The sequence below is a fragment of the Agrobacterium tumefaciens genome (assembly GCF_017726655.1).
Lineage (GTDB): Bacteria > Pseudomonadota > Alphaproteobacteria > Rhizobiales > Rhizobiaceae > Agrobacterium > Agrobacterium tumefaciens_B.
In genome coordinates, this window is sequence record NZ_CP072308.1 from 2,343,816 (window position 1) to 2,363,609 (window position 19,794).

Below are 19,794 nucleotides of genomic sequence, written 5' to 3' on the forward strand. Positions count from 1 at the left end.
TCACGTTGAACAACGAACAGGTTTGCCGCGAAGCGGCGATGCAGGCACTTCTCTATGTCGGCCCTGGGTCAGGTATCGTCCGTTTACGATTACAAGTCGGCGCGGTTCTGATCTATGGCTTTTAATATTAGATATCGATAATATTAAAATGTTCTTATTTTAATATTGCCCTCGACAGCATAAAACTAAACCGCCGGGCGGCGGCTCCGGCGGTCTGGATTGGTCAGTCGTCACACTTGATGCTGCCAGCGGGCAAGGTGCGCTTATGCTGCGAGGTCTTCTGCCTCTGTGCCCTTGAACATCTTCGCAAGGTTCAGGAAGCAGATCATGCCGTGTTCGTTGGCAATGATGCCTTCAGAATAAGACTTATCGAAAGATGCCGAGATCTCCGGAACCGGCTGAACCTGGTTTGCCGGGATCGTCAGGATGTCCGACACCCGGTCTACCAGCATGCCAATGACCATGTTGTGCACTTCTGCCACCACGATGGCACTGCGTTCGTTGGCAACGGTGCTCTTCATGCCGAGCTTGTGTGCAAGATCGATGATCGGAATAACCGAGCCACGCAGGTTCATGACGCCGATGACGTCTTTCGGCGCGTGTGGAATGGGCGTGGAAGGCGCCCAGCCGCGGATTTCGCGAATGGTCGTCGTCTTCACGCAGAATTCCTGATCATGCAGGCGGAATGCGATGATTTCGAGCGTCTCACCGCCAAAATTGGTAGAGTTAATCATTGCCATCAGAATTCTTCCCAATGCTCGCTGTGGAGGCCGGCGCAAGTGCACCGACACTTGCAATGCGAATTTGGCGTTCTGCCTGGTGCCTGAACAGCCGGAAAAAATATTTCCGTCTTCAATGGCAGAGTCGTAGCACGAGATGGTTTCGCAAACCTAAATGCGAAGCGGTCAAGCAGACTTTTCGCTTTTTCAGATCAGGAAAAAGCCTTTTTTATATTACGCAGCGTCCTTGCGTAAAACCGCTTCACAGTTTTACTAGAAAGGCTAATATTCCTTCTCGTAAAAAATGCCCGCCGCGCCTTCACCGTTGCCGCCGGCCTCCCCGCGCAGTTTTACACCACGGCCAACATCAAGATTGATGATGGCCTTTGCACCGGAATCGCCGCTCTGCTGCAGTTCCAGATAGGTTCTTTCATTGAGATACTTGCCGGCGGAAACGCGAGCCTGTCCCTGGGAATCGGTGGAAATATCGAGATCGTCGACACCGAGATTACTTCTGAGCTTATCGAACAGGGAGGTGGAGCGCCCGCCCGCCAGCTGAGCGGCGGCATCGGCCAGCCGCGCGATCTGCAGCGCCGATAGCTTCGACATGGACTGGCCGAAGATCAGCTGTGCCATCACTTCATCCTGCGGGAGGGCAGGGGCGGAAGAGAAGGCAAAGGTTGGATCGTTGGCATTGCCTGACACCGACACCGTAACGGTTGTCGATCCCACCGTCGAATCCGCCTTCATGTCCAGAACGGGAACAAGCCCGCCACCGAAGGTGATATTGCCCGTTGTGAAATCCAGGCGACGGGTGAGGATTTCCAGCCGGCCGCGACGCATTTCGAATCCGCCGGAAATGGCGGGAGCGGCAGCGGTGCCGCGAATGGTGAGGTTGCCGGTGAGTTCTGCATCGATGCCACGTCCGCGAACGAAGATTCCGCTCGGGGCGTTCACTTGCAAGTCGAGATTGATCGTCGAGGAACTGCCGCTGCCACCCTGATCAGCCCCAAGCGCCTTGGCCTGTGCACGCACCTTTGGCGGCGCATTCTTGTGTTTGACGTCGATTTCCGTCAGCGAGGCCGGAAGTTTTTCCGGAATGGTGATGGCACTCCTGTCCAGCGTCAGATTACCGCCAAGCACAGGGGAATTCAGCAACGGGCCCTTCAGCGTCAGCGTGCCGCTGACCACTGTCGTCACCAGCGTGCCGTCATTGTAACCGGCACGATCCAGCCTGATCGATATATCTGCCGGGAATCCGCCGCCTGATATGCCGACGCTGCCCGTTCCCGAGATCGTTCCGCCACCGGCGAGCCTGCCGCTCAACCGGGAAATGACGGCGCGGTCGCGGTCGAAAGTGATGGTCGCGCCAAGGTCGTTGACGGTGAGGTTCCTGCGCACGTCGGTCAGGCGCGTACCGTCCGTGGTGATAGTGCCGGTCACAACAGGAGCCGAAGCACTGCCGGAAATTTTCACGTCAATGGCTGCGGTGCCGTCGACATCAAGCCCTTGCGCTGCGGTCTGCGCTGCGACGGCGGAGAACGGCAACCTGCCTGAAAACGACATAGAAAGCGGTTGGTTGCCAGCGATGCCGAGCGAGCCCCCGCCGGAGAGCAACATGCCGCCCTGGCCTGAGACGTTGGTGTCGATCTGAAGGTTTCCGCCAGTAAAACGACCATTGGCCTTGATGCCGAGCGCAGCAAGCCCTGCAGCGCGGGTCTGCGCGACCTCCGCATTGGCCCAGTTCAGATTATAATCGACGGAGGGGTTGGACGCTGCGCCCTTGGCGCTGACGGTGCCGGAAATGCTGCCTGCTGCATCCAGGCCGGTGGCGAAGGCATTGGCGAGGCTGGCCGGCAGCGAACGGATCTCGGCGTTGATGTCGAGCGTGGATCCAGCCGTTCCGCTGACCTCGATGCGTCCGTCGCCGGTCACGATGGTCAAACCGGAAATTCGGGTAGTGCCGTTCTGAATAGCGATGGTGCTGGGTTTGTCCAGACGCACCGGAATGCCCCTCGGCGCCGCCGAGAAAGCGTCGAGCCGGACCGTCATCGGCGATCCGCCGGTTTCGGCACTGCCTTTCACCACCAGCGGCGCATTGTCATAGCGGCCGTTGACATCAAATTGCGTCGTCGTGCCGGAATGACCGATGGTGGCGCTCAGGCCGGATATTGCGGCGGCACCGGCATTGATGCTGTCGGCACTGATCCTGCCATTGATGGCGAGCGCCTTGAGGTCGTCGATGGCGATATCGGCGGCCAGTTTTGAAATCGTTGTCGTGCCCTGGCGAATGCTGCCGCCGTTAGCCTTGATCGTTGCGGCGATCTTGCCGTCGGTGTTGCTTAGCGCGATATCGCCGGCGATGTCGCCATCCGCCTGCTGGGCCGCGAGGGCCGCCAGCAGGGAAAGATCGGGAAAATTAAAGGAAAGATTGCCCGTCGGCAGGAATTGCTGCGAAAATTCCAGCTTTCCGTTCAGGACGTTACGGCCAACGGTGATATTGAGTTCCGGTATTGCCGTGCCTTTTTCGGTCTGCACCACATTGGCATTGGCGTCGATCTTCTGCCGGTCAAGACTTCCGCTCGCCGTCAGCTTGGCCTGGGGCGCCGCCGGGTCAGCCTTGCCGGAGGCGTTGACGGTCAGGGCCTCTAGCCGCCGTCCCGCAAGCAGCGCACTTTCGGACGTCAGGCTCACATTGAAGTCAGGGGCGGCGAGCGCGCCGCTCGCTTCGATGGTGAAATCGGCGACACCCTTCGCCTGGGGCGTCAGCTTTTCCAGCGCCGGGAATTTGCCCTTGAGGTTGGCGCTCAGCGCATCATTTTCGAGACTGACATTACCTTCCGCCTCGATCGTTCCGGACTTGATAGCCAGGTTCTCGACACTGGTGCGCCCGCCGATCGTCACGTCGACATCACCCTGAAGGGCGATGGTGCTGTCGAATTTTTCCGCGAGCGCTGGAGGAAGCGTCGCAGGCAATGCGAAGAATTGAACGCTGGAGGTGAGGCGGTTACCGGCAAAATCAAAACTGCCATTCAGCGTGCCGCCGACGCTTGCACTCTCAAGCGTTGCACCACTGAAGCTGACGGCCGAGGAGGTGAGGCCAAGTGGCGCCTTTATGGTGAGGGGAGCGCGCACGAGCCGGTCGATATCCGCACTCACGAAGGACGACTGCGCAATGGACAGAACGGTTGCAATCGTGCCGCTACGGTTGGCGATGTTGAGATCGGCGCTCTGGGCTGTCAGCTTGACATCGTCGAGCCTGCCCTGCGGCAGGGATAAGCTCCGCAAGGAAGCGGTCGTGTTGAGATGCGCGGCGTCAGCGTTTCCCTTGAGAGAGAGATCGAGGCCGTTAATCAGCGCCTGGACTTCGCCATTCTCGAGCGGCCAGCGGAAATCCACAGGGCCGGCAGTGCCGATAAGGTTCGCGGCAAGATCGTTCTGACCGTTCGGATCGACAGAGCCTGATGCCGTCAACAGCAGGGTGCCGGTTTCAAGGGTGCTGCTGCCGATTTCGATGCGCCCCTGTGGAAAAAGCGTTGCATTTGCATCGAGCTTCGTCTCGCCAGCAAAAAGCAGGCGGAAGGCGGGAGGCAGAAGCATATCCGGCTGACCGCCGCCGGCAATCTCGATCCGCCGCGTGCCGTCATCTCCGAGGAGGTGGCGGCCGGTCACGTTGACGACGGCGTTGCCGGCGACACTGCCGCGCAGCGTACCCGTCCAGCTGGAAAGAGGGCCGTCGCCGTTCAGGTCCAGCGCCACGGAGGGCGTGCCCGGCAGCGACAGCAGCGTTGCGAGGAGGCCGCCTTCCGGCTCCTTCATCTCTGCCTTCAGCTTCAGGACATTTTCGTTCGGCAGGAAGGCGATGTCGGCGTTGACTTCCGCATCGACGGCATTTCGTCTGTGTGCGGCAAGCGAAAGGCGCATGTCATCCGGGGCAGCCTTGAGATTGCCTTCCGCGGAGAGATCGAAGGCGCGACCGAGAAGCGGTTCGCCGAGGCTGATCTCCGGGAAGCTGAAACTATCGACCGTGATCTCGATGGGCAACGATGAACTGCTGGAACTCTTGCTGCTGTTATTCTGCTCCGATGGCAGCGGTTTGCGCTCAACATTGATCGATCCGGCCGACACCCGGTCGGCATGGAAGGTTCCGGCCAGCAGCGAAAGCGGCGACCAGTCGACGGCGATCTCGTTGATGCGGGCATAGGGGCCCTGCCGGTCCGAGAGCGTGACATTGTCGAGCCGCAGTCGCCCTGTCAGAAGACCGCTCGGTGTCGAGAGTGCGATCATCTGATCCGGCGTCGAGATGAGCGACGAAATCTGTTTTGCTGCGATTCTCGCCCCCATCGGGGTAAAGCCGATGAATAAAACCGCAAGCACGACCAGCGCGACGCCGCAGAGCGCAGCGTAGCCCAACCATTTCAGCAATCGAATCAAAGTTCTCATCAAAAGTAAACTACACTCTATTGTAAGGGTGTTCGACTGCGGCTTTTAAAATGACTGGCCAATGCCCGCATAAATGCCGAAACTGTTACCGCCATCATATTTTTCAAGCGGCATGGCGACATCGAGACGCAGAGGCCCGAACGGTGTCGCGTAACGCAAACCGATACCGGCACCAGCCCGGATATCGGAAAAATCCGGGGTTACCTCGTCTGAAACAACGCCCGCATCGATGAAAGGCACGATGCCAATCGTATCGGTGACCTTGATGCGGGCTTCAACGGAGCCCACGACATACGAGCGGCCGCCGGTTGCGTCGCCAGCGGCATTATAGGGTGATATTTCCTGGTAGCTATAGCCGCGGACGGAGCCGCCGCCGCCAGCATAAAAGCGTCTGGTGGTGGGAATGTCCTGCAGATCGCTACCGCCAACCAGCACGCCGCCGGCAAGTTTTCCCGCCATGATCAGCCGGTCTTCGGCGCCGAGGCCCTTGTAGCCTGTGATCGAGCCTTCGAAGGAGGAGAAGAACGTGCCGTTGAGTGCCTCGTAGCTCGGCTTCGCGGCGACCGATGCACGAAAACCCTCGGTTGGATTCAGCTTGTCGTCACGCGCGTCGCGCACGAACTCCAGAGGTATGGATGTCGTCAGATACTGGTTCTTGCCGAAGGCATCTTCCGTATCCGCCCATTGGACCTCGAGGCCGGCTGCGGCCGTATCGGTATCGTTCAGTTCATAGGCAAAGCCGGCCGTGCCCGTCACGGTCTTTGCGTCATAGGTGTCGGGGTGCTCGGTCTTGGCGATCAGGCTCGTCTTGAAGGTGGTACGCGGGTTGAACATGCCGGGCTTGGTGAAGGTAATGCCAGCCGAATAATCCATGCCGTCGACGCTTGATGCTTCGGCGATGCGGGAAACGGATCCTTCGATGCGCAGTGATTCCGCCTGGCCGAACAGGTTTCGGTGGCCCCAGTATCCCTGAAGCCCGATGCCTTCCGTGGTGGAATATTGCGCGCCAGCGCCAAAATAGCGGTGTTTGCCTTCGGACACTTCGATTGTCAGCGGAATGGTGCCGTCGCGCGCGAGGGTTCCCGCTTCCTTGATCGTCAGACTGGAAAAGACGCCAAGCTGACGCAAACGGTCCGCAGCCTTTCGCAGCTTCTCAGGCGAATATGGCTCGCCCCCATTGAGGCGGGAATAACGGCGGATGAAATCGCCGTCGACGGTCTTTTCGCCGGTCACGGTAACGGTGCCGAGCGGTGCTACCGGGCCACCTTCGGCCGCCATGGTGATATCGACCGTGTTCGTCGCGTGGTTGGCCACCGCTTCGCGTTTCGTCAACTTGGCAAGTGGCCGGCCTTCGGCTTTCAGGTCGTCGATGAGCTTGTTGCCGGCGCGGATGATCGCGAGCGATCCGGCATCACCACCGGTGACGAGGCCATATTCTTCGAGATTGCGGCCCGTAACATCGCCTTCCAGGCGCACGTTCCCAAGCGTGAATTTCGGGCCCGCCGTTACGGTTATGACAACGGGAACGGGCGCACGATGATCGAATACAGGGTTGGGCGGCAGGTCATCGACATTTTTGCCGGCGACCGTCACGTTCACGAGGCCGCCGTAACGGGCGTTTTCGTAGAGCGACGCGATCAGCCTGTCCCGGTCGTCCCTCGCCTTTATCAAAAGGCCGAGGTCGCCGGAGGCTGGCTTGTCCTTGTCTGACAGAAGAAGAGAGCTGTTTTCCAGGCTTTCCTTTAAGGATGCATCGGCGTCCGGGGCATTCAGGGTGACGGAAAACGCGACGGGATTGATGACCTCGACCTCCGGTTCCTCGGAACCCCAGAGGCGGACGCCGAAGAGCTTGAAGGCAAAGGCATCACGCGCAAACGCTGGATACAGGACGAACGTGAAAGCGACCGCAAGAGCGGTGCCAGCTTTCCGATACGCAATACCTGTCTTCGGGTTAGTTCGTGTTCTTCGCATAAGCTGCTTTATGGTTGAGGCTTTATTGTCGCCCTAACCCGTTTCCTGTCCGTTAACGTTGCAATTTAATCATAAATAAACGGCTTTGAGGACCCTTGGGCAGCTGTTTTGCAGCCAATAACGCAAAAAGCCCCGGGTGACCGGGGCTTCTGTGCAACTGTTATTCGCGAAGCGATTAGCGGCAACGTGCCGTGTAACGCTGGCCGTACTGGTCGCGATAATAGCAATAGCCAGGCTCGGAAGCGTTGCCGATCAGAGCACCACCGACGCCACCGATCGCTGCGCCAACAGCCGCACCACGAACGTTACCAGTGACCGCGCCACCGATGACAGCGCCGGAAACGGCACCAATCGAAGCACCCTTTTCAGTCTGCGTGCAGCTTGCGAGCGACAGGCCGACCAGCGCAAATATGATTGCCTTTTTCATGAAACTCTCTCCAACGTTACAATGAGCTCTTTGGCTCGGTAGGCGTCCCATATTTATCTGCGGCGACTGCTACCTCCGACCGCCACAGATAACTAACAATTCGATGTCGTTTAGGGAAGCCTCCACCAAGGCATTCCTCCGAGCGTAAATCGATTGTGCCCCAAACAACGGCGCGGCGCAAAAAAGGTTCCAAAAATCCGCTTTTTTGATGTGAATCAATTTTGCGCTTTTCATGAGCGGCTATAAACGGTTTATTGGAATGGTTCAAAACAACGGCGAATTGACGCAGTGGCGGCTAAAATGACCCGCAAGGGTTGACGGTCCCGGCAACGAGGCAGAGAACGATCTGGTCAATTCTGGAGCATGGCATGGACTTCGAGGCATTTTTCACGACGGAACTGCAAAGCCTGCATTCTGAGGGACGTTATCGCGTTTTTGCGGATATAGAGCGGCAGCAGGGCAACTTTCCCCGCGCGACACGCTACAACGCCGATGGTGAGCGGAAGGACGTTACCGTCTGGTGCTCCAACGACTACCTCGGCATGGGCCAGAACCCGAAAGTCATCGAAGCCATGAAAGCCGCCATTGATCACTGTGGCGCGGGTGCGGGAGGCACCCGGAATATTTCTGGCACCAACCACTATCACGTCCTGCTGGAGCGCGAGCTTGCTGACCTCCATGGCAAGGAATCGGCGCTGATCTTCACCTCGGGTTATGTTTCGAACTGGGCCACCCTCGGCACGCTCGGCCAGAAGATACCTGGCCTGATCATCTTTTCGGACGCGCTCAACCATGCCTCGATGATCGAGGGCATCCGGTATGGCCGTTGTGAGCGGGTGATCTGGAAGCACAATGATCTGGAGGACCTCGAGGCCAAGCTCCAAGCCGCTGATCCGAACGCGCCGAAGCTGATCGCTTTCGAATCCGTTTACTCCATGGACGGCGATATCGCGCCGATCAGGGAAATCTGCGATCTCGCCGATCGTTATGGCGCCATGACCTATCTCGACGAAGTCCACGCTGTGGGCATGTACGGCCCGCGCGGCGGCGGCATTGCCGAGCGCGAAGGCCTGATGGATCGCCTGACGATCATCGAGGGAACGCTCGGCAAGGCCTTCGGCGTCATGGGCGGGTACATTACCGGCTCCGCCGCGGTCTGCGATTTCGTCCGCTCCTTCGCTTCCGGTTTCATCTTCACGACGGCACTGCCGCCGTCGCTCGCCGCCGGCGCGATTGCTTCGATCCAGCACCTGAAGGCGAGCCCTTTCGAGCGGGCCCGGCATCAGGACCGCGTGCGCAAGCTGCGCGGGCTTCTCGACGCTCGCGGTATTCCGCATATGGACAATCCCAGCCACATCGTGCCGGTCATGGTTGGCGATGCTGCCAAGTGCAAATGGATTTCGGATATCCTGCTCGATAGCCACGGTGTTTATGTGCAGCCGATCAACTACCCGACCGTTCCGCGCAAGACCGAGCGCCTGCGTATCACCCCGACCCCGCTGCATAGCGATGCGGATATCGAAAACCTGGTGGGCGCACTGCACCAGCTTTGGTCGCACTGCGCGCTGGCGCGTGCCGTGGCGTAAGGCCGGTTTCTGGATCGAAGACTTTCGGGCCGCGTTCACGCGGCCTTTTCTTTTGCGGCGATGATTGCAAGCGCATGGCGGCGGGCTTCCTCGTCCGTCGCGAAAACATCGTCGATCGTTGTCGCGGATCGGCCGTCATGCAGGTGGTCCATGACCGTTTCAACGATCTCGGCCATGTCAAGGAAGCCAATGCTTCCCTCAACGAAGGCATGAAATGCGGTTTCCTCGGCGGCATTCAGGGCCGCACCCTGCAGGCCGCCGCGCTCCAGTGCAGTGCGGGCAAGGCGGATCGCCGGGAATCGCACTTCATCCGGCGCTTCGAAATCCAGCCGCGCCAGCTTTGCGAAATCCAGTCTCTCGACATTCAGATTGCCACGCTGCGGAAAGGTGAGGGCATAGGAAATGGCGGTGCGCATGTCCGGCGCGCCGAGTTGGGCGATATAGGAACCGTCCGTGTAGCCCACCATCGAATGAATGATCGACTGTGGATGGACGATCACCTCCACCTGCTCGGGCCGGAGATCGAAGAGATATTTCGCTTCGATCATTTCCAGCCCCTTGTTGAACATCGAGGCGCTGCCGATGGAAACTTTGAGGCCCATCGACCAGTTGGGGTGGGCGCGGGCGACATCGGCCGTGACATTCGCCATCTCATCGCGAGACCAGGTGCGGAAAGGGCCACCGGATGCTGTCAGGACGATGCGCTCCACCGCCTGCTGATGGTCGCCCGTCAGGCATTGGAAGATCGCACTATGCTCGCTGTCGACCGGGATCAGCCGGCCACCACCCTTCTTCACGGTTCGAAGGAAAATATCGCCGGCTGATACCAGACATTCCTTGTTCGCAAGCGCAATGTCCGCTCCGCGCCGTGCCGCCGTGAGCGTCGGGGCGAGGCCGGGCGTACCGGCAATTGCCGCCATCACCCAGCCGGCATCAATGGAGGCTGCCTCTTCGAGGCCTGCCTTGCCCGCTGCAACCGTTATGCCGGTGCCGGCCAGCGCCGATTTCAGCGCTTGGTAATTCTCTTCCTCGGCTGTCACCGCGAGCTGCGCACCAAATTCTACGGCCTGTTCCGCCAGAAGTGCGATGTTTCCCGCACCTGTAAGGGCGGCGATCTCAAACGCCTCTCGGCCTCCCAACTGGCGAACGACATCAATCGTGTTGGTGCCTATCGAGCCCGTCGAACCCAATATGGTGAGCTTGCGTGGCAATTTGCTGGCATTCGTCATCTTTGGCCCGTTTATTTATTTGGCAAATTAGGCTCTACCCGCGAAAACCTGCCATAACAAGGACAAAGCCCAGCTATTGTTTTTGTTGCCGACAAAGCCATATGCAGGAAAACAGAAGAGGACATCGATGCGACGTTTCGTGGTTTCCAGTGGCTGGATTTTTGCGGCAAGCCTTCTGCTGGTTCTCGTTTTCATTCCTTTTGATCCGCATCTTTCTGAAACCGCGCAGGCCCTGCCGGGTAAAATCGTCTCTTTCAACCGCGCCATCACGGACTTCGGAACGTTCCGCTGGATGCTCTATTCCACTGGGGCGCTAGCCATTCTCACCTATATTGCCGCGCGTGTCCTGCAAGCGCGGACCTATGGCGGGCGCCTGCGAACGGCGTGGCGGCTTCTTTCCTATTTTTTCCTGACGATCGGAACAGCAAGTATTCTCGTCCACACGCTGAAATTCCTGATCGGGCGGGCGCGGCCTGAGCTTTTTCTGGAAATGGGTGCCTATAGTCTCACACCTTTCACCGGCGACAATCTTTACGAAAGCTTCCCGTCAGGACATTCGACGGCGGCGGGGGCCTTCTTCGGCGCCTTCGCCATGCTGATGCCACGCTTCCGCTGGGTATTCCTGCTGCTTGCCCTCGTCATCGGGATTTCGCGCGTCATCGTCGGCGCCCATTATCCGAGCGATGTCGCCGCCGGATTGTTTCTCGGGACGTGGACGGCAATGGCCTTCGCCTTTATCTTCGCGCGGTCGCAGATGCTGTTTAAGTTCGATGCGCAGGGCTGGCCGCAACCGAAAAATGTGAGCCTTCCCTCCGCCGATCCGCGGTGAAGACGATGCGTGGGGGTAGAGAAGTCATGGACACCGTGAAGAGCGCTCTGGGAGACGATAGCGGGGCCGCCCAGCATATCCGCACCACCATTGCCATCGCCGGCGGCGGACCGGCGGGCGTGATGCTCGGCCTGCTGCTGGCGCGGAGCGGGATCGACGTCGTCGTGGTTGAAAAACACGGGGATTTTCTGCGTGATTTTCGTGGCGACACCATCCACCCCTCCACGCTCGATCTGATCGAGCAACTCGGTTTCATCGATGAGTTTCTGAGCCTTCCGCATACGCGTGCACCGGCGCTTCATGCGGTCATTGGCGGCGAGCGCGTGACGATTGCCGACTTTTCCCGCCTTCCGGTCCGACATCGCTTCATTGCCTTCATGCCGCAATGGGATTTTCTCAATTTCCTCGTGGGGAAAGCCGGGCAATACGAAAATTTCAGATTGCTGATGAATGCGCCGGTGACGGGCCTTGTTGAGCGCGGCGGAAAGGTCGGCGGTATCAGGATCGATACGCCGCAGGGAGAGATAGAGATCGAGGCCGATCTTGTGGTGGGGGCTGATGGCCGCAGTTCCGTCGTCCGTGAGGCCGCAGGCCTGGAGGTCCAGCGCTTCGGTGTTCCGACCGAGGTGTTGTGGATGCGGCTCTCGAAACAGCCCGGCGATCCCAAGGAAACCATGGGGCATGCCGGTCCGCGACAGGGTTTCGTCATGATCGACCGTGGTGATTACTGGCAATGCGGTTATGTCGTGCGGAAAGGGTTTTTCGCTGACATAAAGCTTGAAGGCATCGAAGCTTTCAGGCGTAGGGTGGCCGAAATCTGCCCCTTTCCCCGAGAAAGGCTGGATGAGCTTAAAAGCTGGGATGACATTTATCTTCTGACCGTCCGTATCGATCGGCTGAAGCGCTGGTGGAAACCCGGCCTGATCTGCATCGGCGATGCGGCCCATGCGATGTCGCCCGTCGGCGGCGTTGGCGTCAATCTCGCGGTTCAGGACGCCGTCGCGGCAGCGAATGTGCTTGTACCGGCAGTTCTTTCCGGTCGCGGTGTTTCAGACGACGATCTCGCCGCAATCGAAAACCGGCGATCCTTTCCCACCAAGGCAACGCAGTTTCTCCAGCGGATGATGCGTGTCGGTCGCAAAAACAAGCAGGTCGATGACGCGGAAAAAAAGAAAGGGCCGCCGGCCTTTGTGCTGGCGATCATGCGATTTCCGTTTCTGGCGCACCTCACCGGCCGATTGGTCGGACTGGGCTTTCGCCGGGAAACGATCCACACGATCTGATCTCGCCCGGAGCATCTTCGGATGCTAGGCCGGAACCGCGACCTCGTTAGCATATTTCAGGCCGATGACCGCTGAACCGATCAGCCCAGGTTCGATGCGGCATATGGCGGGCACGACCAGGGGGCGATCAAAGCGCCTGAGGATGCGGGTTCTGACGGCAACATCGAGCGCAGTAATCAGCTCCCTGGAATTTGAAAGTCCACCGCCGACCGGGACGATGGTTGCGCCGGTCACGTTGATCACCATTGCCAGGGGCGAGGCGAGAATATCGACGAGGATGTCGATGGTTCTGGCAGCCCCCGTATCGCCCCCCTGCCACGCGGCAATAATGGCCTCGCTGCTCATCTCTTTTTGGTGAAGGTGCGCGTGCAGTTTTTCCATGCCGCGAGCGCTACCGATGGCGTCGATACAGCCGACAAGGCCACAGCCGCATTCGAAGCGCGGCAGGCAGACCGGCGGGTTTCCGGCGAGCGTCGCCGCCACAGGGCCGTGGCCCCATTCTCCGGCGAAGCCGCCATCGCTGTTGATAAGCTTACCATCGATGACGAGGCCACCTCCGACACCGGTTCCGAGGATGACGCCGAAGACCACGCGATGACCGCGACCGGAACCGATTTCGGATTCGGCGATCACGAAACAATCCGCGTCGTTCGATACGATGACGGGCAGACCCAGCGCTTTTTCGAGCTCGTCTTGCAGAGCGCGGCCGTGGATGCTTGGGATATTGGCGACGGTTGCCTTGCCGGTGTCGGGATCGATGACGCCGGCAATCGACAGCGACACGCAGCCGGGCTCGCCGCCGCTTTGATCGATGACGGATTTCAGGCCGGCGGCGAAATCTTCGAAACTTGTCTTTGGCGTCGGGATGCGTGGTACAGGGCGGATATCGTCAGGAGCATAGGCCACTGCCCCCTTGATGGTCGTTCCACCGATGTCGAAACAGACGATCATGAGTCAGGCTCCGGTCCGTGCGGCGTCAAAGATTTTTTCGCCCGCTATCCATGTGGAATGCATCTGAAGGTCTGATGTCAGCATGACGAAATCGGCATCGAAACCGGGCATAAGTTTCCCCTTATGCGATACGCCGATGGCTGCGGCGGGATAGGCGGAGGCCATTCTCAGCGCTTCCTCAAGTGGCGTTCCCAATTTTTCGTGCATGAAGCGGACGCAGGAGAGCATATCGATATCTGCTCCCGCCAGCGTACCATCCTCAAGGGTCAGCCGGCCGCCGTTGCGGTAAACGCGTCTGCCATTCAGTTCAAAGCCGTCATCATCCGTGCCGATCGTCGACATCGCATCGGTAACGAGGAAGATGCGGCCCGGACCATTCTTGGCGCGTAGCGCGATACCCATCGCCGCCGGATCGACATGAAAACCGTCGGCGATCAGTCCACAATCCAGCCGGCCGTTCGAAAGGGCAGCGCCAACCACGCCTGGCTCGCGATGGCCGAGAGGGCTCATGGCGTTGAAGAGATGGGTTACCATGGATGCGCCGGCCTCGGCATAGGCCATCGCGACGGCGAAGCCGACATCGCTATGGCCAAGGCTGACGATGACGCCAGCTTTTTGCAGGGCCGTCACCTGCTCCTCAGTGACGTTCTCCGGAGCGATTGTCGTCAACACGAGGGGAAGCTGCGCCCTGCAGGCGGCCAGAACGTCAAGATCGGCCGGTTCCATCTTCCGGATCAGCGCCGGATCATGGGTGCCCTTGCGGGCGATAGACAGGTGCGGCCCTTCGAAATGCAACCCGAGAAAGCCGGGAACACCCGCTTTATGAGCGGCGACGCCTGCTCCAGCGGCCTTGGCTGTGATATCCGGCCGGTCGGTGATGAGGGTGACCATCAGCGCGGTGGTGCCAAATTTGGCGTGGGCGGCGCAGATGCGGGCAATGCCGTCAACGTTGGGCTCATTATTAAACATCACCCCGCCGCCGCCATTGACCTGAAGGTCGATGAAGCCCGGGGCGATGAGCAGTCCCTCGGCCGCGATGACCTCAGCATCCGCAGGCGCCCCACTCGATAGTGTCGCAACCTCGCCGTTGCCGATGACGAGAACCTCGCCGTCATGCCATGTGGCGCCATCGAAAATGCGGGCGCCGACAAATGCCTTGCTGCTGCTCATTGGGTTTCCGTTACCTTCTTCAATGCCACGGGCGCATCCGGGTTGAAGCCGCGGGCGCGCGACAATTGCTCGATAAAGCCGTAGAACGGCGCGATCAGCAACAGGGCGTCTGTCAGCGGATGGTTTGTTTCCACGAAAGGCAGGGATTTCGCTGGGCTACCCTTGGCGGAGGTGACAAAAACGCTCGCGCCCTTGCCCGCAAGACCCGAAGCGATTTCCGTGACGGAGGTCTCGGCGCGGTCACGGGCTGCAAAAGCGATAATGGGGAATTTCGGTGCAACGAGCGACACCGGGCCATGCATGACCTCCGCGGAGGAGTAGGCCTCGGCGTGCAGTTCGCAGGTTTCCTTGCATTTCAGCGCGGCTTCCGCGGCGATAGCGAGAGCTGGTCCACGGCCCAGCATATAAAGCGATTCCTCACCTTTGACTGCCTCGCCGATCTGGCTCCAGTCCAGCGCCACGGCCGATGCGAAATTCTGGGGAAGGGCACCGACGGCTTCGGCAAGCTGTTCGTCTTCTGTCCACGCGGCAAGGATTGCGAGGCCCGCGACGATGGAGTTAACGAAGGACTTGGTCGCCGCGACGGCCTTTTCCGGGCCTGCCTGAATGTTGATGGCGTGATCGGCCGCGTCGCCGAGGGGCGAGGGAAGGGTGTTGACAAGCGAAAAGGTGAGCGCGCCACCCTTGCGGGCGCTTTGCGTGAGAGCGACGATGTCAGGGCTCTTACCGGATTGCGAAACGGCAAAAGCTGCCGCCCGCTCCAGCCGCAGCTGCGTCTGGTAGATGGATGCGAGTGAAGGGCCGAGCGAAGCGACCGGTAACCCGGTCTGCAACTCGATGGCATATTTCAGGAAATGCGCGGCGTGGTCCGACGAGCCACGCGCGATGGTGACGATAACAGCCGGATCACGCGCCTTCAGCTTGGCGCCGGCCTCCTGGAAGTCCGCACTGGCATTATCAAGCAGGCGTGCGACTGCATCGGGAATCTCGTTGATTTCCTGGCGCATCAGGGTTGTCATTGTGTCGTATCCTCGATCGGTGTTTGTCATTCAGGCCCCATTGTCAGCTCGGCGACGAGGTCATAGGCATCGCTGCGGTACAGCGCGCGGGATATTTCCATGAGGCGTCCGCTTTCCAGATAGGCCATGCGCTGCACCGAGAGCGCCGCCGAGCCAGGGGGGACACCCAGCAGCAGGGTTTCTTCATCGGTGAGGTTGCGGGCAGAGATGCGCTGGATGGCGCGCACCGGGCGGATGCCGCTTTTCTCAAGTTCGAGATAGAGCGAATTTTCGACCAGTTGCGGATCCGGCAAAATGTCGCCCGGCAGGCTGGTGACTTCGAGCGCAATCGGTTGGTCGTTGGCAAGTCGCAAACGCGTGAGACGCGCCACCATGGCTGACTGGGAAAGACCGAGCGCCATCATTTCGTCGCCGGTCGGGTGGAACAAGCCCCTGTCCAGCCAGCGGGTGCTTGCCGTCATGCCGCGCCTTCGCATGTCCTCGGTAAAGGAGGTAAGCTTGGTCAGGGGCTGCTGCATGCGGGTGATGGGCTTGACAACAAACGTACCGGAACCGTGGCGGCGGACGAGAAGGCCATCGCGGACGAGGTCGTCCACTGCCTTGCGCACGGTCACGCGGCTAACGCACGCGCTTTCTGCAATGTCGCGTTCCGGCGGTAGCGCGTCGCCATGTTTCAGGCGGCCCCCATTGATGGCGTCTTCAATCGTCTGGCGCAGCTTCAGGTAAAGCGGGCCGCCGCCTGATTGCAGGTCGTCCAGATTTAGCGCTGCCCCGTTCATCCATAACCTCTGTCACAATCCCGATGTGGCTGCCTCTGGCTATACCACACGATGGCCGATGGGCAATACCAAAATAGAACCATTATCGAACATGTATTACTGATGGGAGCATTTTTCGGGTTTTTGCCTCAATTTCAGGCCTATTGGTCGAAATTTCCGCATTAACCAAAAAAATTTTCCTATTGCTGTAATTGCTCTAGACGATTGGCATTTTTTTGGTATTGTTTTGGCATCGGTTGCCGGTGGATAGCTGTTGCGCATCCCGCTGGCCTGGAAGAATCGGTTTCTTGTCCGTGACTTGCCAGAGTGAGCCGAATTTTGCTTGACCGTTTTGAAAACTAATTTCATCATGGTTGGAGATTGTCGCAGATAAGTGAACAACCGACGTAGAAATGGTTGCTTCTGCGAAAATTATTTACGAGTGAGCAGGGAACAAAGTTCATGAAGGTGGGAATAATCGGACTCGGATTCCGTCTTGGGTATCTGGGCTACGTTTTTCATGAGATCGACAAGGATTTCGAGATCGTTGGCTATGTCGATCCCGCCCCGGCTGGTCTTCCTGGCTTGCAGGAGAAGGGCATCTCGGTCGGCAAGGCTTACGACAGACCTGAAGCCTTGATCGAAAACGAGAAATTCGATCTCCTGATGATCGGCTCGCCGAACCACATGCATCTGGACCATATCAGGATCGGTCTTGAGGCCGGCTGCACCATATTCTCCGAAAAACCCATCGTCGTCAGCATCGAGGAAAGTCTCGAACTCGCCCGGCTGCTCAACAAGCACGGCCATGAGCGGCTGCTGGTCGGCCTTGTCCTGCGATATTCGCCGCTTTACCGCGATCTGCGCGCCGCGCAGGCCGAAGGCAAGCTTGGCGATGTCGTCTCCATCGAGGCATCCGAACATATTCCTCCCTACCATGGCGCCTTTTTCATGCGCGACTGGCGGCGTTACGAGCACTATTCGGGCTCGTTCATGCTGGAAAAATGCTGCCACGATCTCGATCTCTATAACGGCGTGGTCGGTGCGCGGCCGCGTTTCGTCTCGAGCTTCGGTGGCCGCAAGAGCTTCACGCCGGCCAATGCGCCCCAGAATGACGGCATCAACGACATGGAAGTCTACCATCGCAAGCCGAGCGGCTGGATGGGATCCGACAAGGTGTTCGACAGCGATGGCGATATCATTGATTACCAGACTGCGATCGTCGAATATGAAAATGGCGCATCGTTGGCCTTCCACACCAATCTCAACGTTCCCGACGATTTCCGCCGCTTCTGCGTGATCGGCGCCAAGGGTATGGCTGAAGGTGATTTCGTGCGCGGTTTCCTCAACGTGCACAATGCCCGCACCAACGAGAAGACGGTCGCCAAGACCTATTCGGCGGCGACAACGCTCTCACAGCATTATGGTGCGGACGAGCAGATGGCCGAGGACGTCATCGCCCATGTCGTCAAGGGAGCGCCCTTACCGGTTTCCGCTCTGGATGCGATCGAGGCCGGCATTCTGGCGTTGGCCATGGATGAGGCGCGCCATGGCCGCAAGGTAGTCGATCTCAAACCGGTGTGGGAGGCATATGATCTGGCGCTGCACGGTCAGCTGCACTCCCCCGCCGTGAAATCGGCTTGAGGGGGACTGCGCGATGGATGCTAAACGCAGCGCAGTCATTTTCGCCTGGCTCCTTCTTGTCCCGGCGCTTCTCTATATAACGCTTGTCGTTGCTTACCCGCTGGTCGACACCTTCATTCTGTCGTTCACCGATGCGTCGCTTAAAAAGGTGACGAACTGGGTAGGTTTCGTCAATTACGAGAAGATTTTCAATGCGACTTTCGCCGATGTCATCACGCGGACCTTTATCTGGACGTTTTTTTCCGTCTCGATAAAGATGATCATCGGCACATTTGGTGCAGTGCTGTTGAATTCCGCCGTTCCCGGCCGGGCGCTGTTTCGCATCCTCACCATGCCGCCATGGATCGTGCCGATGGCTATCGGTATCTTCATGTGGGGCTGGATGTATAACGGTCAGTTCGGCATGATTTCCGGAGTGCTGCAGAATCTCGGCCTGGTGGACGGCCCCATCGCCTTCCTCGCCTATGGCAAAACGGCCTTCTGGGCAACGATCGTGACGGATGTCTGGATCGGTGTTCCCATGGTGACGCTTTACCTGTTGGCCGCCATCCAATCCATTCCACAGGACCTGTATGAGGCCGCCTGGACGGATGGCGCAAGCCGCGCCTATCGCTTCCGTCGCATAACACTGCCGCTGATGCTGCCGGCCATGATTACCATGTCGGTCCTGTCCTTGATTTCGACGTTCAATTCCTTCGATATCATCTGGATTCTCACCCGTGGCGGACCGAATGGCGAAACCACGACGATGATCATCGACACCTACAAGACGGCGATCGGGGCCTACAAATATGGCGAAGGCGCTGCCCGCGCCGTGCTGATCTGCATCTTCCTGTCGATCTTCACCTTCTTCTATTTCCGTATCACCAGCCGTATCTCGCAGGAGGCCAGCCGATGAGCGACAGACATGCGAGGATCAACCGCTACGCCTGGTATGAAATCATCGGAATTTATTGCGGCGTCGCCGTGTTCCTGACCTTCGTTCTGGCGCCCTTTGTGGAAGGTTTTCTGGTTTCGCTGAAGCCGCTCAGCCTGCTTTTTTCGTCGCCTTACAAATTCTGGCCCGAGAATGGTTCGTTTGAAGCCTACCGGACGATGTGGGTCAGCGTTCCCGGCTTTGCCATCTATATCTTCAATTCCTTCTTTATCGCCGGCAGCATCACGCTCATCGTTCTCGTGCTGGTGATACCCGCTTCCTATGCATTTGCCCGCTTCAATTTCAAGGGCGCCGGTCTGCTGCTGGGCATATTCCTCGCGGTGAAGATGTTCTCGGGCGCGGTGCTGCTCATTCCGCTGTTTCGCCTCATGCGGTCGATCGGCGTGCTGAACACCTATTTTGCGATGATCATCCCCGGCGTCGCCTTCATCATCCCGACGGGCATCCTGCTTCTGGTAACCTATATGCGCCGCATACCGCGCGAGCTGGAGGAGGCGGCCTATGTGGACGGTGCAAGCCGCCTTTACACGCTGCGCCGCGTGGTTCTGCCGATTGCAACGCCGGGCATCGCTGTCGTTGCCATTTCCTCGTTCATCGAGGCCTATGCGCAGCAGTTCATCTACGCTCTGACCTTCAATTCCAAGACCGAATATATGCCGCTGCCGGTTGGACTGTTTGCCTATTTCGGCCGGCAGGAAGTGGTCTGGAACGAGTTGATGGCGGCAAGCTTCGTCGGCATCGCGCCAGCAATGATCGCGATTTTCCTGATGCAACGATATCTCGTCGGCGGGCTGACCGCCGGCGCGGTGAAATAAAGCAATAACCGGA

The 19,794-nt window shown here is 58.9% G+C and carries 15 protein-coding genes; 6 read left to right on the top strand and 9 right to left on the bottom strand.

Translation table 11 applies throughout. The features are described from left to right. Positions 1-263 precede the first annotated feature (263 nt). From AT6N2_RS11515 to AT6N2_RS11530, 4 genes are all read right to left on the bottom strand, one after another. The gene (locus AT6N2_RS11515) at positions 264-740 is read right to left on the bottom strand and encodes a chemotaxis protein CheW (RefSeq protein WP_003504949.1); all 477 of its coding nucleotides are present in this window, start codon (positions 738-740) and stop codon (positions 264-266) included. A gap of 261 nt (positions 741-1,001) precedes the next feature. Continuing rightward, positions 1,002-5,162 carry a translocation/assembly module TamB domain-containing protein gene (locus AT6N2_RS11520; RefSeq protein WP_209086932.1) on the bottom strand — a complete coding sequence of 1,387 codons (4,161 nt, stop codon included), beginning with the start codon at positions 5,160-5,162 and terminating at the stop codon, positions 1,002-1,004. A gap of 45 nt (positions 5,163-5,207) precedes the next feature. Then, positions 5,208-7,133, bottom strand: coding sequence for an autotransporter assembly complex protein TamA (locus tag AT6N2_RS11525; protein ID WP_209086934.1), 1,926 nt, complete (start codon positions 7,131-7,133; stop codon positions 5,208-5,210). Between the two features lie 175 nt (positions 7,134-7,308). Continuing rightward, entirely contained in the window at positions 7,309-7,560 is a 252-nt protein-coding gene (locus tag AT6N2_RS11530; protein ID WP_004443753.1) for a YMGG-like glycine zipper-containing protein, read from the bottom strand. A gap of 368 nt (positions 7,561-7,928) precedes the next feature. On the opposite strand from AT6N2_RS11530, the gene hemA reads away from it, so the two are divergent. Further along, positions 7,929-9,146 carry a 5-aminolevulinate synthase gene (gene hemA / locus AT6N2_RS11535; RefSeq protein WP_209086936.1) on the top strand — a complete coding sequence of 406 codons (1,218 nt, stop codon included), beginning with the start codon at positions 7,929-7,931 and terminating at the stop codon, positions 9,144-9,146. Between the two features lie 35 nt (positions 9,147-9,181). On the opposite strand, the gene dxr is transcribed toward hemA, so the two are convergent. Then, positions 9,182-10,375, bottom strand: a complete 1,194-nt coding sequence (gene dxr / locus AT6N2_RS11540; RefSeq protein WP_209086938.1) for a 1-deoxy-D-xylulose-5-phosphate reductoisomerase — start codon at positions 10,373-10,375, stop codon at positions 9,182-9,184. Positions 10,376-10,502: 127 nt separating this feature from the next. Here dxr and AT6N2_RS11545 point away from each other — a divergent pair, with 127 nt between their 5' ends. Together AT6N2_RS11545 and AT6N2_RS11550 are read left to right on the top strand one after the other, a co-directional pair. Beyond that, on the top strand, positions 10,503-11,204 hold the full coding sequence (locus AT6N2_RS11545) for a phosphatase PAP2 family protein (RefSeq protein ID WP_209086940.1): 702 nt from the start codon (positions 10,503-10,505) through the stop codon (positions 11,202-11,204). 26 nt (positions 11,205-11,230) lie between these two features. After that, positions 11,231-12,487, top strand: coding sequence for an FAD-dependent oxidoreductase (locus tag AT6N2_RS11550; RefSeq protein ID WP_209089665.1), 1,257 nt, complete (start codon positions 11,231-11,233; stop codon positions 12,485-12,487). A 24-nt stretch (positions 12,488-12,511) separates the two neighbouring features. On the opposite strand, the gene AT6N2_RS11555 is transcribed toward AT6N2_RS11550, so the two are convergent. The 4 genes from AT6N2_RS11555 to AT6N2_RS11570 are packed head-to-tail and all read right to left on the bottom strand — an operon-like array spanning position 12,512 to position 16,406. Then, the gene (locus tag AT6N2_RS11555) at positions 12,512-13,438 is read right to left on the bottom strand and encodes an ROK family protein (RefSeq protein WP_209086942.1); all 927 of its coding nucleotides are present in this window, start codon (positions 13,436-13,438) and stop codon (positions 12,512-12,514) included. A 3-nt stretch (positions 13,439-13,441) separates the two neighbouring features. Further along, a complete protein-coding gene (nagA, locus tag AT6N2_RS11560) occupies positions 13,442-14,608 on the bottom strand; it encodes an N-acetylglucosamine-6-phosphate deacetylase (RefSeq protein ID WP_209086944.1) in 1,167 nt (388 codons plus the stop codon). Beyond that, on the bottom strand, positions 14,605-15,627 hold the full coding sequence (locus AT6N2_RS11565; protein WP_209086946.1) for an SIS domain-containing protein: 1,023 nt from the start codon (positions 15,625-15,627) through the stop codon (positions 14,605-14,607). Before AT6N2_RS11565 ends, nagA begins: the two co-directional genes overlap by 4 nt. A 26-nt stretch (positions 15,628-15,653) precedes the next feature. Continuing rightward, the gene (locus tag AT6N2_RS11570; RefSeq protein WP_003504923.1) at positions 15,654-16,406 is read right to left on the bottom strand and encodes a GntR family transcriptional regulator; all 753 of its coding nucleotides are present in this window, start codon (positions 16,404-16,406) and stop codon (positions 15,654-15,656) included. Positions 16,407-16,847: 441 nt separating this feature from the next. Here AT6N2_RS11570 and AT6N2_RS11575 point away from each other — a divergent pair, with 441 nt between their 5' ends. Genes AT6N2_RS11575 through AT6N2_RS11585 form a run of 3 tightly spaced genes read left to right on the top strand, consistent with a single transcriptional unit; the run spans position 16,848 to position 19,781 of the window. Continuing rightward, on the top strand, positions 16,848-18,029 hold the full coding sequence (locus AT6N2_RS11575) for a Gfo/Idh/MocA family protein (RefSeq protein WP_209086948.1): 1,182 nt from the start codon (positions 16,848-16,850) through the stop codon (positions 18,027-18,029). Positions 18,030-18,042: 13 nt separating this feature from the next. After that, positions 18,043-18,927, top strand: coding sequence for a carbohydrate ABC transporter permease (locus tag AT6N2_RS11580; RefSeq protein ID WP_063948378.1), 885 nt, complete (start codon positions 18,043-18,045; stop codon positions 18,925-18,927). After that, positions 18,924-19,781: a carbohydrate ABC transporter permease gene (locus tag AT6N2_RS11585; RefSeq protein ID WP_063948380.1), complete on the top strand. Its 858-nt coding sequence runs from the start codon at positions 18,924-18,926 to the stop codon at positions 19,779-19,781. Before AT6N2_RS11580 ends, AT6N2_RS11585 begins: the two co-directional genes overlap by 4 nt. The last annotated feature ends 13 nt before the right edge of the window (positions 19,782-19,794 follow it).

Bases quoted from the DNA above. Each gene is read 5' to 3' on its own strand.
- AT6N2_RS11515 (WP_003504949.1), bottom strand. From the start codon at position 740: ATGGCAATGATTAACTCTACCAATTTTGGCGGTGAGACGCTCGAAATC.
- AT6N2_RS11520 (WP_209086932.1), bottom strand. From the start codon at position 5,162: ATGAGAACTTTGATTCGATTGCTGAAATGGTTGGGCTACGCTGCGCTC.
- AT6N2_RS11525 (WP_209086934.1), bottom strand. From the start codon at position 7,133: ATGCGAAGAACACGAACTAACCCGAAGACAGGTATTGCGTATCGGAAA.
- AT6N2_RS11530 (WP_004443753.1), bottom strand. From the start codon at position 7,560: ATGAAAAAGGCAATCATATTTGCGCTGGTCGGCCTGTCGCTCGCAAGC.
- hemA (WP_209086936.1), top strand. From the start codon at position 7,929: ATGGACTTCGAGGCATTTTTCACGACGGAACTGCAAAGCCTGCATTCT.
- dxr (WP_209086938.1), bottom strand. From the start codon at position 10,375: ATGACGAATGCCAGCAAATTGCCACGCAAGCTCACCATATTGGGTTCG.
- AT6N2_RS11545 (WP_209086940.1), top strand. From the start codon at position 10,503: ATGCGACGTTTCGTGGTTTCCAGTGGCTGGATTTTTGCGGCAAGCCTT.
- AT6N2_RS11550 (WP_209089665.1), top strand. From the start codon at position 11,231: ATGGACACCGTGAAGAGCGCTCTGGGAGACGATAGCGGGGCCGCCCAG.
- AT6N2_RS11555 (WP_209086942.1), bottom strand. From the start codon at position 13,438: ATGATCGTCTGTTTCGACATCGGTGGAACGACCATCAAGGGGGCAGTG.
- nagA (WP_209086944.1), bottom strand. From the start codon at position 14,608: ATGAGCAGCAGCAAGGCATTTGTCGGCGCCCGCATTTTCGATGGCGCC.
- AT6N2_RS11565 (WP_209086946.1), bottom strand. From the start codon at position 15,627: ATGACAACCCTGATGCGCCAGGAAATCAACGAGATTCCCGATGCAGTC.
- AT6N2_RS11570 (WP_003504923.1), bottom strand. From the start codon at position 16,406: ATGAACGGGGCAGCGCTAAATCTGGACGACCTGCAATCAGGCGGCGGC.
- AT6N2_RS11575 (WP_209086948.1), top strand. From the start codon at position 16,848: ATGAAGGTGGGAATAATCGGACTCGGATTCCGTCTTGGGTATCTGGGC.
- AT6N2_RS11580 (WP_063948378.1), top strand. From the start codon at position 18,043: ATGGATGCTAAACGCAGCGCAGTCATTTTCGCCTGGCTCCTTCTTGTC.
- AT6N2_RS11585 (WP_063948380.1), top strand. From the start codon at position 18,924: ATGAGCGACAGACATGCGAGGATCAACCGCTACGCCTGGTATGAAATC.